At 67.2% G+C, this 14,766-nt stretch carries 12 protein-coding genes and 1 pseudogene; 6 read left to right on the forward strand and 7 right to left on the reverse strand.

Features of this window, described 5'->3' with window-relative positions; translation table 11 throughout:
• Positions 1-168: 168 nt before the first annotated feature.
• On the reverse strand, positions 169-1,965 hold the full coding sequence (locus C7I84_RS24075; protein ID WP_106774761.1) for an acyl-CoA dehydrogenase C-terminal domain-containing protein: 1,797 nt from the start codon (positions 1,963-1,965) through the stop codon (positions 169-171).
• Between the two features lie 250 nt (positions 1,966-2,215).
• Positions 2,216-2,683: a MerR family transcriptional regulator gene (locus C7I84_RS24080; RefSeq protein ID WP_425351392.1), complete on the reverse strand. Its 468-nt coding sequence runs from the start codon at positions 2,681-2,683 to the stop codon at positions 2,216-2,218.
• Between the two features lie 449 nt (positions 2,684-3,132).
• Here C7I84_RS24080 and C7I84_RS24085 point away from each other — a divergent pair, with 449 nt between their 5' ends.
• The 5 genes and pseudogenes from C7I84_RS24085 to C7I84_RS24105 all read left to right on the forward strand — a co-directional run bounded on the left by C7I84_RS24085 (position 3,133) and on the right by C7I84_RS24105 (position 9,468).
• Positions 3,133-6,888 (forward strand): peptidoglycan-binding protein, encoded by a 3,756-nt coding sequence (locus tag C7I84_RS24085; RefSeq protein WP_106774762.1) that lies wholly within the window; start codon positions 3,133-3,135, stop codon positions 6,886-6,888.
• Positions 6,889-7,067: 179 nt separating this feature from the next.
• The gene (locus C7I84_RS24090) at positions 7,068-7,985 is read left to right on the forward strand and encodes a sulfite exporter TauE/SafE family protein (RefSeq protein WP_106774763.1); all 918 of its coding nucleotides are present in this window, start codon (positions 7,068-7,070) and stop codon (positions 7,983-7,985) included.
• Between the two features lie 3 nt (positions 7,986-7,988).
• On the forward strand, positions 7,989-8,795 hold the full coding sequence (locus C7I84_RS24095) for a TIGR02186 family protein (RefSeq protein ID WP_106774764.1): 807 nt from the start codon (positions 7,989-7,991) through the stop codon (positions 8,793-8,795).
• A 68-nt stretch (positions 8,796-8,863) separates the two neighbouring features.
• The gene (relB, locus tag C7I84_RS24100) at positions 8,864-9,169 is read left to right on the forward strand and encodes a type II toxin-antitoxin system RelB family antitoxin (RefSeq protein WP_106774765.1); all 306 of its coding nucleotides are present in this window, start codon (positions 8,864-8,866) and stop codon (positions 9,167-9,169) included.
• A 3-nt stretch (positions 9,170-9,172) separates the two neighbouring features.
• Positions 9,173-9,468: pseudogene (locus tag C7I84_RS24105) on the forward strand (type II toxin-antitoxin system RelE/ParE family toxin).
• On the opposite strand, the gene pdeM reads toward C7I84_RS24105, so the two are convergent.
• The 5 genes from pdeM to C7I84_RS24130 form a co-directional block, all read right to left on the reverse strand.
• Entirely contained in the window at positions 9,469-10,140 is a 672-nt protein-coding gene (gene pdeM, locus C7I84_RS24110) for a ligase-associated DNA damage response endonuclease PdeM (RefSeq protein WP_245428591.1), read from the reverse strand.
• Positions 10,141-10,178: 38 nt separating this feature from the next.
• Positions 10,179-12,824: a ligase-associated DNA damage response DEXH box helicase gene (locus C7I84_RS24115; protein WP_106774767.1), complete on the reverse strand. Its 2,646-nt coding sequence runs from the start codon at positions 12,822-12,824 to the stop codon at positions 10,179-10,181.
• A 58-nt stretch (positions 12,825-12,882) separates the two neighbouring features.
• Positions 12,883-13,191, reverse strand: a complete 309-nt coding sequence (locus C7I84_RS24120) for a HigA family addiction module antitoxin (protein WP_106774768.1) — start codon at positions 13,189-13,191, stop codon at positions 12,883-12,885.
• On the reverse strand, positions 13,181-13,369 hold the full coding sequence (locus tag C7I84_RS30710) for a type II toxin-antitoxin system RelE/ParE family toxin (protein WP_245428588.1): 189 nt from the start codon (positions 13,367-13,369) through the stop codon (positions 13,181-13,183). The genes C7I84_RS24120 and C7I84_RS30710 overlap by 11 nt, the downstream gene beginning before the upstream one ends.
• 135 nt (positions 13,370-13,504) lie before the next feature.
• Positions 13,505-14,428: a class I SAM-dependent methyltransferase gene (locus C7I84_RS24130; RefSeq protein ID WP_106774780.1), complete on the reverse strand. Its 924-nt coding sequence runs from the start codon at positions 14,426-14,428 to the stop codon at positions 13,505-13,507.
• A gap of 12 nt (positions 14,429-14,440) precedes the next feature.
• Between C7I84_RS24130 and C7I84_RS30405 the strand changes: the two genes are divergently transcribed.
• On the forward strand, positions 14,441-14,766 hold a 326-nt coding region (locus tag C7I84_RS30405), incomplete at its 3' end, for a hypothetical protein (RefSeq protein ID WP_207771063.1).

The following is a 14,766-nucleotide window of genomic DNA, read 5'->3' on the forward strand; positions in this document are numbered from 1 at the left end:
CATCTCCCCCGCAAGGGGGGAGATTGGCAGTTGCGGCCTCGCGACTCTTTCTGCGACGTTGGAGACTGGCGAAATCGGAGCGGCCGGCCAATCTCCCCCCTTGCGGGGGAGATGTCCGGTAGGACAGAGGGGGGTGCGAAGGAGCGCGACCTTTCTCATATCCAAACCTTAGAACGCCTCCGCCGGCAGCGCCATCATCGTGTCGGCGCCGGTCGAGATGCGGGCGAGGTGGGCCGCCGTCTCGGGCATCACGCGCTCCATGAAATAGCGGCCGGTGACGATCTTGTGCTCGTAGAAGGAGGCCGCGTCGCCGGCGCCTTCGGCCAGCTTCGCCTGCGCCGCCTTCACCATCAGGCCCCACATGTAGCCCAGCGACACCAGGCCGAAGAGGTGCAGATAGTCGGTCGAGGCGGCACCGGCATTGTCGGGCTTGGCCATGGCGTTCTGCATCAGCCACATGGTCGCCGCCTGCAGGTCGTTGAGGCCCTTCTTCAGCGCTTTGGTGAACGGCGCCATCTTGTCGTCGGCGCGGTTCTCCTCGCAGAAGGCGCCGACCTCCTTGAAGAAGGCCTGGACGGCGCGGCCGCCGTTGAGGGCGAGCTTGCGGCCGACGAGGTCGAGCGCCTGGATGCCGTTGGCGCCCTCGTAGATCATGGCGATGCGGGCGTCGCGCACGAACTGGCTCATGCCGTGCTCCTCAATGTAGCCGTGGCCGCCGAACACCTGCTGGGCCATCACCGCATGCTCGAACCCCTTGTCGGTGAGCACGCCCTTGACGATCGGCGTCATCAGGCCGAGCGCGTCGTCGGCCGCCTCGCGGTCGTGATCGTCGCCGGAGCGGTTAGCGACGTCGGAGCGGATCGCCGTCCACAGCGTCAGCGCCCGGGCGGCCTCGTTGAAGGCCTTCATGGTCATCAGGCTGCGGCGGATGTCGGGATGGACTATGATCGGGTCGGCCGGCTTGTCCGGCACCTTCGGGCCGGAGAGGGAACGGCCCTGCAGCCGCTCCTGGGCATAGGCGACGGCATTCTGGTAGGCGGCAATGCCGACGCCCAGGCCCTGCAGGCCGACGCCGAGCCGCGCCTCGTTCATCATGGTGAACATCGCCCTCAGCCCGGCATTCTCGCCGCCGATCAGCCAGCCGGTCGCCTCGTCATAGTTCATGACACAGGTCGAATTGCCGTGGATGCCCATCTTCTCCTCGATGGAGCCGCAGGAGACGCCGTTGCGCTCGCCCGGATTGCCGTCGGCGTCCGGGATGAACTTCGGCACGATGAACAGCGAGATGCCCTTGGTGCCCTGCGGTGCGCCCTCGATGCGGGCGAGAACCAGGTGGACGATGTTGTCGGCCAGGTCGTGCTCGCCGGCCGAGATGAATATCTTCTGCCCGGAGATCCTGTAGGAGCCGTCCGCCTGCGGGACGGCCCTGGTGCGCAGCAGGCCGAGATCGGTGCCGCAATGCGGCTCGGTCAGGTTCATGGTGCCGGTCCAGGCGCCCTCGACCATCTTCGGCAGGTACGTCTCTTTCTGCGCATCCGAGCCGTGGGTCAGGATGGCGGCGATGGCGCCCTGGGTCAGGCCGGGATACATCATCAGCGCCATGTTGGCCGAGACCATGTATTCGCCGACGGCGGTATGCACGCAGTAGGGTAGCCCCTGCCCGCCGAACTCCGCCGGCACGGCGAGCCCCAGCCAGCCGCCCTCGCGATACTGGTCGAAGGCCTCCTTGAAACCTTTCGGCGTCGTCACCGAGCCGTCGTCGTTGCGCACGCAGCCCTGCATGTCGCCGACGCGGTTCAGCGGCTGCATCACGTTCTCGGCGAGCTTGGCCGCCTCGTCGAGGATCGCCTCGAGCACGTCCGGGCTGGCATCGGCGAAGCCCGGCAGGTTGCTGTAGCGCTCGTAGCCGAGCACCTCCTTCAGCACGAACAGCGTGTCCTGGACCGGCGCCCTGTAGGTCGGCATGCTTCCTCCTGATCGCGGCATGGGCCGGCCGCATCCGAAGCAGCCGACGACGAACGACTTGCCGACTCATAATTGACGTTTGCGTAAACGTCAATCTGCTGCGTGAGGGTTCTAGGGCTCCGACTGGAGTTAACCAGGTGCCTTTCGACCCCGATCGCGGCGCGCCGCCATCAACAAAAAAAGAGCGGCGGACCGATCGGTCCACCGCCCTTCGTGCGAAAAGCCAGGAGCGCGGCGACGTGCCGCGGCCTCAGGCCGCGTTGGAGGTCGCCACCGAGCGCTCCGCCAGCATACGGCGCACCGCCGCCATCAGCTTGCCGAGCTCGTCCATCGCGTCGTCGATCGCGGCGCGCTGCTTCTGCAACCGGCCCAGCTGCTTCTCCGACTTGTCGAGCGTCATGCGCAGTTGCTTGGCGTTGGAGCCGGTCGGATCGTAGAGATCCATCACCTGCTTCACGTCGCGCAGCGAGAAGCCGACCTTGCGCCCGAGCAGGATGAGCTTCAGCCGGGCCCGGTCGCGCCGCGTGTAGAGGCGCTGGCTGCCCTCGCGCTTCGGGCTGAGCAGGCCCTTGTCCTCGTAGAAGCGCAGCGTGCGCAGCGTCACGCCGAACAGCTTTGCCATGTCGCCGATCTTGAGAAGGCTTTCGTCGTCGCCTTCGGCATCGGAAACGGCGGAATTTGCGCCGGCATAGTCGCCGACCCTCATTGGTTTCATCATTTTTGTCATTCGTCCCCGGCTGGAGATCGCGGCCGAAGCCGGATGCTCGTCCCGAAGCCGCTCGGGGGTCGCGGCTTCGCATGGTTGACACGAATGCAAGACGGGCGCCGCATGGCTCCTTCTTACGTCTACGTAATTGAGGCGGCCATATAGAGGCCCTCACCTTACGTCGCAATCGCCCAAAAGTTGTATTTAACACGTTCTGCGCTCGAAAACCCCCGCCCGCGGGGCACTCGGGCGCACGGCAAAGAAGTTAAGGTTGGTTAACGGCTTGTTTACCACGATGGGCGAAATGTGCGCGTGACGGGCTCTCGTGATTATCCTGTAGCGAATTCTTCACGACCTTTCGGAGCGGCGCGCGGAGGTCTCCTTCTCGCGGTATGCGACGCTTCCGGCCCCGAGGAGAGAGGGAGCGCTGGCTGAGCCAGCACAGGCGGACAGGCGTTTCGATGAACAGCAAGCGAACGTATCTCGATACCCTCAACACAGGCCGGCAGCGCAGGGCGAGCACCACGCTCGAGCAGATCACGCAATCGCTGCAGAATCTTGAGAACAGGCTCGACCGCTCCCGCGAGGTGCTGCACGACTACAGCCGCGACCGCGGCGACAGCGCCCGGCCGCCGCGCCCAGCCGCTTTCGACGTCCCCCGGACGCAGGACAGGCAAGTGCGCCGGCCGGACCTCGAGCCGTCCTACCGGTCGCTGCCGCGCGATTTCGACCGCATCCGCGACCAGGAAGAGGGCATCGCCTCGGCCGGACGCATCGCCGGCGAGTTGAAGAGCCTGCGCGAGGATCTGCGCCAGCAAGTGGCCTCCAACATGCAGACGGAATTCGAGGCGCTGCGCGGCGAGCTCGGACGGATGCTCGCCTCCAGTGGCGACGCCGCCGCGCTGGGAGCCGGCCTCGCCTCCGAGATCGACAGGATCTCGCATGCCATCTCGAACTTGTCGGAACGCACCGACGACCGGGCCGTCGGCGCACTGCGCACCGATATCGAGCAGGTTCGCGCCGCGCTCGACACGCTGGCGCGCGAGGAGACCGTGCGCTCGTCGCACCGCCGCTGGGACGAGTTCGACCGCCGCTGGACCGCCTTCGAGAACCGCGTGGACGAGCGGCACAGCGCGCCCGACCCGGAAATCGCGGCGCTTTCCGAACGGCTGCAGTCGATCGGCGAGGCGGTGAACGGCCTGCCGGAATCGCTATCCCTACGCTCGCTGGAGGACAAGCTGCGCACGCTGGCCGGCGCGCTCGACCATTTCGTCAACCATAACGAGCATCAGGCCCCGGAGATGTTCCGCCTGATCGAGGAGCGCCTCGACGAGATCTCGCGGGCGATCGTCGCCTCGACCGCGGCCGTCCAGTCTCCCGTCATCGACCCGGAGCCGTTTCAGCGCATCGAAGCCAGGATCTCGGCACTGGCCCGGCAGATCGACGAACTCGTCGAGGACCGTCCGTCGGCGGAGGTCGTCGACCGCCTGAACACGCTTTCGCAGCGTGTCGACGAGCTCGCGGCGCAGGGCGCATTCCCCGAACGGGCGATGGAGCATCTGTCCCGGCAGGTTCTGACGATCGCCGAGAAACTGGACAGGACGCCGGCAGACGCCGAGCGCCAGGCCATGCTGGCCAGCATCGACCAGCGCTTCGACGTGCTTTCCGCCATGATCGAGCGCCGCCAGGGCGACGCCATCGAGCACGGCAATCTGATGTTCCGCGATCTCGAGCGGCGGCTCGACGACGTCGCCGAGCGGATCGACCTGCGCACCGCCGAGACGCTCGACACGTCCCGGGTCATGGACGTCATCGATGCCCGCTTCGCCGAGCTGACGCACCAGCTCGCCGGTTCCTCGACCGAGGCGGGCGGCGAGATGATCCGCGGCCTGGAAAAGCGGCTGGAGAACATCTCCGCGCGCATCGACGCCAATGCATCGAAATTCGCCGGCATCGACCCCGACCTCATCCGCAGCCTGGAAAACCAGGTCGCGGCGCTGTCCGGCCATCTCAGCCGTCCGTCGGCGTCCCTTCCCGAACTGGAGGACATCGGCCCGCGCATCACCGAACTGGAACGCCACATTGCCGGCAACCGCGAGTCCATCCTGCAGGTCGCCCGGCAGGCGGCCGAGGCCGCCATGCGCAGCTTCGACGGATCGCAGCCGCATCTTGCCGCCGTGGACGGGCTGACGCAGGACCTCAAGGCGCTGGAGATGCTGACCCGGCGCTCGGACGAACGCAACACCAAGACCTTCGAGGCGATCCACGACACGCTGATCAAGATCGTCGACCGGCTCGGCACGCTGGAGACGGGGGAGCCGGCAGCGGCCGCACCACGCCCGGCGAACGGGCGGGTGATGGAGCTGGACAACCCGCCGCCGCTGCATGCCGGTCATGACGACGGCCTTCCCGCCCGGTCGGAGGAGCCCCTCCAGCCGAAAGCCGCCATGACGGCCACCCGTTCTCCCGCCGAGGCCGCTGCCGAAGCCGCGATCGCGGCTGTCGGTTCGGATCGCGCCGACGAGCGCCCCGCCGCGCCACGGTCGAAATCGCTGCTCAGCGGCCTGACCCGGGCGCTCGGCCGCAAGGATGCCGCGGCAGAGCCAAGGACCGAGTCTTCGGCGGACGCGAAGAGCCCGGTCGAGCTGGCGGTCGAGGCCGCGCTCGACGAGCCGCTGGATCCCAAGGTCGCCAACCGGCCGCTGGAGCCGGGCTCGGGCACGCCGGATCTCAACGCCATCATGCGGCGCGTGCGCGAGGAACGCGGACAGAACGGCCGTGTCGGCGACAACAATGCGGCCAAGGCGGATTTCATCGCTGCGGCCCGGCGCGCCGCCCAGGCGGCCGCGGCGGAGGCCGAAATCGCCAAACGCGGCGAGGGCGTGCCGAAGGCGGCGCGCGGCCGGAAGATCGCCAATGTCTTCCGCAAACACCGCAAGCCCATCCTGATGGCGGCCACCGCGATCATGGTGGTGCTGGCCGGCCTGCAGCTCGGCAAGGCCTATTTCGGCCGAAGCGGCGACCACGCCGCCATCCCGCTCGTGGCCGAGAAGCTGCCGGAGACGGCCGCCCTCGACGTGCCGTTTGATCCGCCGGCCGATGTCCCGTCCGCTGACGCCGCGGATGACATGGACGACGTCGCCGCCGCCCGGCCGGAAACGACCGGAGCCGATCGGCCGGTCGCCGAAGCCGCGCCCGGCGATGCGGTGAACGTAACGGACGAAGCGCCGCGGCAGGCGACTCCGGTCGCCGAGACACCCGCTGCAACGCTCCCCGCCGACACGGCGGCGCCGGCGACCGTCGCGGCCGTCCCGACGCCGTCGACGGACGAGGCGGACGCCCCGGCGGCGACCACCATCATATCCCTCGACGTCCCGGACGACGCCGGGCCGCAGGCGCTGCGCGAGGCGGCCGAGGCCGGCGACGCCAAGGCGTTGTTCGAGCTCGGCTCGCGCTATGCGGACGGCCGCGGCATCAAGGCCGACATGCAGCAGGCGGCAAGCTGGTACGAGAAGTCGGCGGAACTCGGCTTCGCGCCGGCGCAATACCGGATCGGCAACCTTTACGAGAAGGCGATGGGCGTCGAGCGCGACGTCGAAAAGGCGAAGACCTGGTACCAGCTCGCCGCCGAGCAGGGCAATGCCAGCGCCATGCACAATCTGGCGGTGCTCTATGCGATGGGCGCCGACGGCACCACCGACAACGAGTCGGCCGCGCGCTGGTTCAGGAGCGCCGCCGACCTCGGCGTCAAGGACAGCCAGTTCAACCTCGGCATCCTCGCCGCCAAGGGCGTGGGCGTGCCGCAGAGCCTGGAGGAGTCCTACAAATGGTTCGCGCTCGCCGCCAAGGCGGGCGACCGCGACGCCGGCGCCAAGCGCGACGAGATCGCCAATTCGCTGCGGCCGGAGCAGTTGACCAAGGCGCGTGCCGACGTGGAGGCCTGGAAGGCCAAGCCGCTCGATCCCGAGACCAATTCGGTCGAGATCCCGGAATCCTGGCAGGAAGCCCCGACCACGACCGCGGGCATCGACATGAAGAAGGCGATCGGCAACATCCAGCTCATCCTCAACAAGAACGGCTACGACGCCGGCGGCGCCGACGGCGTGATGGGCGAAAGAACGAAGAACGCCATCATGGCCTTCCAGAAGGACAACGGCATGGCGGCCACCGGCGAGGTCGACGAGAAGCTGGTGCGCGCGCTGCTCGAGAAGAAGTAGAGAGCGATTCCGCGAGGCCCGAACGGGCTCGCTCGCGCGAATTTAACTCATTGAGATAATTTTTGTTTCCGTCTCGCGGCGAAGTTTGACTTCGCCGCAATGTCGGCGCATGAGCTTTCTACGTCACGAGGGTGTTTCGGCACGCTTCGCGGCACCGCATTTGCAGTCGAGTTTGACGGGTGGGCATTTATCTCCCGATCGCGGAAATGTCGGTCAACGTCCTCGTCCTGCTCGCCATGGGCGCGGCGGTCGGCTTCCTGTCGGGCATGTTCGGGGTGGGCGGCGGCTTCCTCATCACGCCGCTGCTGATCTTCTACAACATCCCGCCGGCGATCGCCGTCGCAACCGGCGCCAACCAGGTCATCGCCTCGTCCTTCTCCGGCGCGCTGGCGCATTTCAAGCGCGGCACGCTCGACGTCAAGCTCGGGACGGTGCTGCTGGCCGGCGGTATCTTCGGGTCGACGATCGGTATCTACATCTTCGCGCTGCTGAGAAGCCTCGGCCAGCTCGACCTCATCATCTCGCTCACCTACGTCGCCTTCCTGGGCACGGTCGGCGGACTGATGCTGGTGGAGAGCGTCAACGCCATCCGCCGCAGCAAGGGCGGGGTCCAGCCCTCGCTGAAGCGGCCCGGCCAGCACAACTGGATCCACCGCCTGCCGCTGAAGATGCGCTTCCGCACATCGAAGCTGTTCGTCAGCGTGATCCCGGTGCTCGGGCTCGGTGCCGGCATCGGCCTGCTGTCCTCGGTGATGGGCGTCGGCGGCGGCTTCATCATGGTGCCGGCGCTGATCTATCTGCTCAAGGTGCCCACCAACATCGTCGTCGGCACGTCGCTGTTCCAGATCATCTTCGTGGCCGCCTACACGACAATCGTGCACGCCGAGACCAACCAGACGGTCGACATCGTGCTCGCCTTCATCCTCATGGTCGGCGGCGTCGCCGGCGCGCAATACGGCGCCAAGGCCGGCCAGCGGTTGCGCGGCGAGCAGTTGCGGGCGCTGCTGGCGATGCTGGTGCTGGCGGTGGCGATAAGGCTCGCCTTCGACCTGTTCCTGCCGCCGCCCAGCATCTACTCGCTGGCGCCGGGGATCTGAGCGATGAGACGCCGCCTGCTCGCCACGCTAGCCCTGGCCGTCGCGGCCTGGGCCAGCCCGGCGGCGGCGCAGGGACCGGTGCCGCTGCAGCCGCCTCCCCTGCCCGAGGGTATCCAGATCGGGCTGTCGACCGACGTGATCCGCATCACCGCCGATTTCGCCGGCGCCGACCTGACGATCTTCGGCTCGCTGGAAAACCCCGACCCGCTGATCAACCGACAGGGCCGCTACGATGTTGTCGTCGTGCTCGAAGGGCCGGGCCGGCTGGTAACCGTGCGCCGCAAGAGCCGCGTGCTCGGCATCTGGATGAACACGCAGTCGGAATCCTTCGTCAACGTGCCTGAATCCTATTCGATCGCCACCACCCGCATGCCGCAGGACATCACCGACCAGAACAGCTACCGGCAGCTGGCGCTGGGCACCGACTTCATCCACATCCAGCCCGCCGAGATCGTCGACAATCCGGCGACGCTGCAGGAGTTCCGGACGGCGCTGCGCGAGCGCAAGGAGGCCGTGGGCCTGTTCAACGAGCGCATCGGCGGCGTGCAGTTCCTGTCGTCGAACCTGTTCCGCGCCTCACTGCGGCTCGCTCCCGACGTGCCCGTCGGCACGCACAAGGCACGCGCCTTCCTGTTCCGCAACGGCCTGTTCATCAAGGAGACCTCGGCGCAACTGGCGATCGTGAAATCAGGCTTCGAGCAGATGCTGTTCCGCCTGTCGCGCAACCACAGCCTGTTCTACGGCTTCTGCGCCGTCGGCCTGGCGATCGTCACCGGCTGGCTCGGCCGCATCGTGTTCCGGCGGGATTGATGGGGCAGCATCCTTGTAATTCAGCTGAATTACGTTATCTTCCATCCCGGGGGCTGGAAAGGAAGGCCATGACTGCGAGCGCACTGGTGCAAACGCGCATCGACCCGGACCTGAAGGAGCGTGCAACCGTCGTCCTGAACAACATGGGACTGACCGTGTCAGACGCCGTCCGCATCCTGCTGACGCGGGTCGCCAATGAGGGCGCCTTGCCACCGGGGTTCGTAACCGATCCGGCCGCCCATGACGCTTGGTTCAGGGCAAAGGTGCAGGAGGCTCTCGACGATCGGCGGCCCGCCATCCCGCATGACGAGGTGGAAGCCCGCTTTGCCGAACGCCGCGCCGCGGCGCTGGGCGCGGCCCGTGCACGGAAATGAGGCATGAAGCTGGAGTGGTCGCCCTTCGCCGTGGACGACCGGGACCAGATCTTCTCCCATATCGAGCAGGACAGTCGCAGAGCCGCGCCATCATCGACGAAAGGATTACCGCACAGGTCCAGCGCCTTCGTGACTTTCCGGAGAGCGGGCGGCCTGGCCGCGTCGACGGCACACGCGAACTGGTCGTCCAGCGAACGCCCTATGTCATTGCCTATCGAATTGTCGAGGACACGGTCCGCATCCTGCGCATCCTGCATGGCGCTCGGCGATGGCCGGACGAGATGCCCGATATCAGCTGATCACCCCGGCAGCAGCCGCTTGCCGGCGATCGCGTAGGTGCGGTCCGCGCCCAGCATGTGGGCGACGAAGCCGTCGCGCCTGAACAGCCCGGCGAAGGCGCGGTCGAGCACGTTCAGCGAGCCGGTGTAGCTGCCGAAGGCCGGCATGACGACACGGCTGCCGTCGGTGGCGAAGCAGCGGCGGCGCACGGAGCGGCCGCGCTGGACGATGCGCGCGCAGGGATGCAGATGCCCGGCGATCTCGCCCTCGCCGGCCTCGCGCGACGGCTCGTGGCGGAACAGCACCGAGCCGACCGAAATCTCGCGCACGCTGTCGCCGCCGATGCCGGCCGGCGGATCGGGATCGTGGTTGCCGCTCACCCAGAACCAGTCGCGGCCGGCCATCAGCGCGGCAAGCCGCGAGCGAAAAAGTTCGGGCATACGCGCCGAGCCCTCGCCGTCATGAAAGCTGTCGCCCAGGCTGACGACGATCTTCGGGGAAAAGTCGTCGATCACCGTCTTCAGGCAGGCCAGCGTCGCCGCCGTGTCGTAGGGCGGCAGCAGCGAGCCGCGCCGTGCCGCCGACGATCCCTTCTCCAGATGCAGATCCGAGACCGCGAGCAGGCCGTGATCGGGAAAGAACAGCGCGCCGCGCCGGTCGCACAGCGCGAGCTCGCCGGCGACGGAGATCATGCCGCCGCGCACCGCATCCTTTTCGAGAGGGACGGCCGTCATCCGCTTCCCATTGCCTCTTCGACCAGCGACGCCTCCTCGAGCAGCGTCTCGTTGGCCTCGCCGGCCACCCTTTCCCGGCCGATCTCCAGCATGACCGGCACTGCGAGCGGCGAGATGTGTTCGAGGTGCTTATGCACGATTCGCCCGCGGATGCGCGAGAGCATCTCGGCAAGCCTGCTGACATCGAGCAGGCCGGTCGCCGCGTCGGCGCGCGTCGCCTGCAGCAGCAGGTGGTCGGGCTCGTGCGTCCTGAGCACATCATAGATAAGGTCGGCCGACACCGTCACCTGGCGGCCGCTCTTCTCCTGGCCGGGATGGCGCTTCTCGATCAGCCCCGAGATCAGCGCGCAGTTGCGGAAGGTGCGCTTCAGCAGCCAGCTCTCCGCCAGCCAGGCTTCCAGATCGTCGCCCAGCATGTCCTCGTCGAACAGCGTCGACAGCGGCGGCTTTCCGCGCTTGAACAGCGACCCCATGTCGTCGAGTGCCCACACCGCTATCGAATAATCGGTGGCGACGAAGCCGAGCGGGCGCGCACCGGCGCGGTCGAGGCGGCGCGTCAAAAGCATGCCGAGCGTCTGATGCGCCAGCCGCCCCTCGAACGGATAGGTCACCATGTAGTGGCGCTGGCCGCGCGGAAAGGTCTCGACCAGCAGGTCCTCGCGCCTGGGCAGCACCGATTTCTCAGCCTGGAACCGAAGCCAGTCGGACACCTGATCGGGCAGCGCTTTCCAGCGGGCGGGATCGGCCAGCATGGCGCGCACCTCGCCGGCGAGATAGGTCGACAGCGGAAATTTTCCGCCGGCATAGACGGGAATGCGCGGATCGTTGCCGACGGCGTTGGAGACGAATGCCTCGGTCTCGCGGATACCCTCCAGCCTCAGCACCTTGCCGGCGAACAGAAACGTGTCGCCCGGCGCGATCGATTCGAGAAACCCTTCCTCGATCTTGCCGAGCACCGGCCCGCCGCGCGACGCGCCGCGCCCGGAGCGGGCATAGCGCAGCGTGAGATAGGGCGCCTCCACGATGGTGCCGACATTCAGCCTGTATTGCTGGGCGAAGCGCGGATGCGAGATACGCCATCTGCCGTCCCTGGTCTGGCGGATCTTGGCGTAGCGCTCGTAGGATTTCAGCGCATAACCGCCGGTGGCGACGAAGTCGACCGCGCGGTCGAAGGTCTCGCGGGAAAGCCGCGCATAGGGCGCGGCGCTGGTGATCTCGGCATAAAGCTCGTCGGCGTCGAAGGCCTCGGCGCAAGCCATGCCGAGAATGTGCTGGGCAAGCACGTCGAGCGCGCCGTCGGCCAGCGGCGGCGTGTCCTGCGCGCCGAGATAGTTGGCCTCCACCGCGGCCCGGCATTCCAGCACCTCGAAGCGGTTGGCCGGGATCAAAATCGCCTTGCTCGGCTCGTCGAGCCGGTGATTGGCGCGGCCGATGCGCTGCGCCAGCCGGCTCGCACCCTTCGGCGCGCCGACATGGACGACCAGGTCGACGTCGCCCCAGTCGATGCCGAGATCGAGCGTCGAGGTGGCGACGATGGCGCGCAGACTGCCGCTCTCCATCGCCTTCTCCACGCGCCTGCGCTGGCTGACGTCGAGCGAACCGTGGTGCAGCGCGATCGGCAGCGTGTCTTCGTTGACCCGCCACAGTTCCGAAAACAGCATCTCGGCCTGGCTGCGCGTGTTGACGAAGAGCAGCGTCGTCCTGTGCTTGCGGATCGCCTCGTAGATTTCGGGAATGGCATAGCGCGAGGAGTGCCCGGCCCAGGGCACCCGTTCCTCGGAATCGAGAATCGAGATCTCCGGCTTCGCCCCGCCGGCGACGGTGATGAGATCGGCCATCGGTTCCTCCCCCCTTGAGGGGGAGGTGCCCGCGTAGCGGGCGGAGGGGGTCGCCGCGGCCGCGCTCGGCCTAATGGCGGTGCCTTCTGAGGTTACCCCCACCGCCGCCTTCGGCGGCACCTCCCCCTCAAGGGGGGAGGATAAACCCTGCGCCACCAGCCAGCGCCGCAGCTCGTCCGGCTCGGCCACCGTCGCCGACAGGCCGATCGCCTGCAGACCGGGAACGTAGCGGCGCAGCCGGGCGAGCCCGAGCGACAGCAGGTGGCCGCGTTTGGACGTCACCAGCGAATGCAGCTCGTCGAGCACGACATAGCGCAGCCCGGAAAAGAAGCGTTTGGCGTCGGGCGCGGCGATCAGCAGCGCCAGCTGCTCCGGCGTGGTCAGCAAAATATCGGGCGGCGAAAATTTCTGGCGCTGGCGCTTGTGGGCGGGCGTGTCGCCGGTTCGCGTCTCCATGGAGATCGCCAGCCCGATCTCGGCGACCGGCTTGCCGAGATTGCGCTCTATGTCGACGGCGAGCGCCTTCAGCGGCGATATGTAGAGCGTGTGGACGCCGCGATGCGCCTCGCCCGGCCGGCGCTTCGGTCGGTTGGCCAGGTCGACCAGCGCTGGCAAAAAGCCGGCCAGCGTCTTGCCCGCGCCGGTCGGCGCGATCAGCAGCACCGATTTTCCCGCCTGCGCCCTGGCCAAAAGTTCGATCTGATGGGCGCGCGGCGCCCAGCCGCGCCGCGCGAACCAGTTCAGAAACGGCTCGGGCAGGAGGGCGGCGCCGTCTTGCGGCTGGACGCGGCTCTGTTCGGTCACGCGCCAGAACTAGCGCGAGGCTTTGGCGGCGCCAAGCGGAATCTGGAACAAAAAGGGATCAGGCTACCCGGAGCGTGGGGATTCCGCTAACGTCCACTTCCCGTTCCGCATGCCAGGTATCGTAAGCTGCCTGCATGCGGACCCAGATGCCGGCGCCATCGCCGAACAGCTTTCCAAGGCGAACCGCGACAGCCGGCGTTACCGGCTGCTTGGCGTTCAATATGTCGTAGAGCGTCTGCCGAGAAATACCGAGTAGCCGAGCGATCTCGGCCTTGCTGCGCCCGGTTGCAGGGATCATGACTTCACCAAGCAACTCGCCAGGGTGCGCAGGCTCGATGGATGAATGTCTCAGGCTCTCAGGTGCCATGATAATCTTCCAGATCAACGTCAACAGCGTTTTCGCCGTCCCAGGCGAAGGTAATGCGCCAGTTTCGGGATACGGTGACGGCGAACCGTCCCGACATATCGCCCGTCAGGGCATGAAAGCCGAAACCCGGTACGTCCATCTCCGTCACTGCCCGTGCAGCATCAAGTCGCGTCAGCACGAGACGGACCTTCCGTCGCCAGTCCGTCTGATGCCGCTGTCGTTGCCTCCGATCCAGTACCGTTTCAGAGCCTTGCTTCGAAAGCTGGAGATCATGCCGGAGTACTGTAAGGCACGGGCTGACGCCCGTCAACTGCTACCTTACAGGTGCAACAAGTCCGGCTGTAACAATCAGACCCTTCACCGGCTCCGCACGATCCATGCGGATCGTGTCTTCCGTCAACGAGCCAATTTTCATGCCCGCGCCTTCCACTACCCGCCGCACATAACCCTCCCAATGCGCATAGCGCCGCGTCTCGCGCAGCACGAAATCCTCCGGCCCGTCATGCTTCTCGACTGTGAAGGCGAACAGCCCATCGCCGGTCAGGGCTGCCGCCACCATGCCCGCGACGCGCTCCAGCCCGCCGACATACATGAAGACGTCGGCGGCGGTGACCAGATCGGTGCTCGCGGGCGGCAGCACGAGGTCCTGCAGATCCGACTTCTCCAACCGATCGTAAAGTTTTCGCGCCTCCGCCTTCTTCAGCATGGCGGCGGAGATGTCGTGGCCCTCCAGGTGCCGGACGAAGGGCCGCAGTTTTTCGCCCATCAGCCCTGTGCCGCAACCGAGGTCGACGGCGCGGTCGAAGGAGCGGCCCGGCGCCGCCGCGCGGATCGCCTGCTCCAGCAGCTGCGGCACGCGGTAGCCGAGCGTCTCCACCAGCGCGTGGTCGAATTCGTCGGCATACTGGTCGAACAGAGTCTCGACGAAGACGCTGGGTGGCGCCGCGGCCGCCGGCTCGGCGCCGATCAGCTGCAGCTTGAGCCGGGCGCCCGGCCGGTCGGCCGGCTCAAGCTTCAGCGCCATGCGCCAGGCCTGCCCGGCCTCGGTCACCGCGCCGGCCGCCTCCTGGAACTCGCCCAGCCTGAACCAGCCCATCGCCCAGGCGGGCGCGAGTTCCAGCGCCGAAAGCATCAGCTCGGCCGCTGCCGCATGCTCGCCATTGGCGAACAGCATTTCCGCATAATCGGCGCGGCGGTCGGCGATCAGGTCGCCGGAAGAGGCTGGAAGCGGTTTCATTGCGATCTCAGGATGAACACCGATGGACGGCGTCGACGCGCCGGCGACGACCTGCCTTGTTGCCTCACGCACGATGTCGCCGCATATCGCCTTCCGAAGCATTCCGGCAAGCCGAAATTGAGCCGGGCGAGATCGACAGCTGAAGCCGACACACAGCGGGTCATCCCGTTCCGCACCGCCGGAGCACTTCGCTGGCGTTCCGGCCTGGATCCTATGGTCTGCGCGACGGCCTTCGGCCTGCTCCGCCATAGGATGACGAAGGCAAAGAGCGTTCCCGCCAATCTTCAACGTTGGCGATTGGCGGAAGCACCCTTCGCATTCGTCATCCTATGGCGGAG

The organism is Kumtagia ephedrae, assembly GCF_003012745.1.
Lineage (GTDB): Bacteria > Pseudomonadota > Alphaproteobacteria > Rhizobiales > Rhizobiaceae > Kumtagia > Kumtagia ephedrae.

Coding starts and splice junctions, on each gene's coding strand:
- C7I84_RS24075 (WP_106774761.1), bottom strand. CDS start 1,965: ATGCCGACCTACAGGGCGCCGGTCCAGGACACGCTGTTCGTGCTGAAG.
- C7I84_RS24080 (WP_425351392.1), bottom strand. CDS start 2,683: ATGATGAAACCAATGAGGGTCGGCGACTATGCCGGCGCAAATTCCGCC.
- C7I84_RS24085 (WP_106774762.1), top strand. CDS start 3,133: ATGAACAGCAAGCGAACGTATCTCGATACCCTCAACACAGGCCGGCAG.
- C7I84_RS24095 (WP_106774764.1), top strand. CDS start 7,989: ATGAGACGCCGCCTGCTCGCCACGCTAGCCCTGGCCGTCGCGGCCTGG.
- relB (WP_106774765.1), top strand. CDS start 8,864: ATGACTGCGAGCGCACTGGTGCAAACGCGCATCGACCCGGACCTGAAG.
- pdeM (WP_245428591.1), bottom strand. CDS start 10,140: ATGATCTCCGTCGCCGGCGAGCTCGCGCTGTGCGACCGGCGCGGCGCG.
- C7I84_RS24120 (WP_106774768.1), bottom strand. CDS start 13,191: ATGGCACCTGAGAGCCTGAGACATTCATCCATCGAGCCTGCGCACCCT.
- C7I84_RS24130 (WP_106774780.1), bottom strand. CDS start 14,428: ATGAAACCGCTTCCAGCCTCTTCCGGCGACCTGATCGCCGACCGCCGC.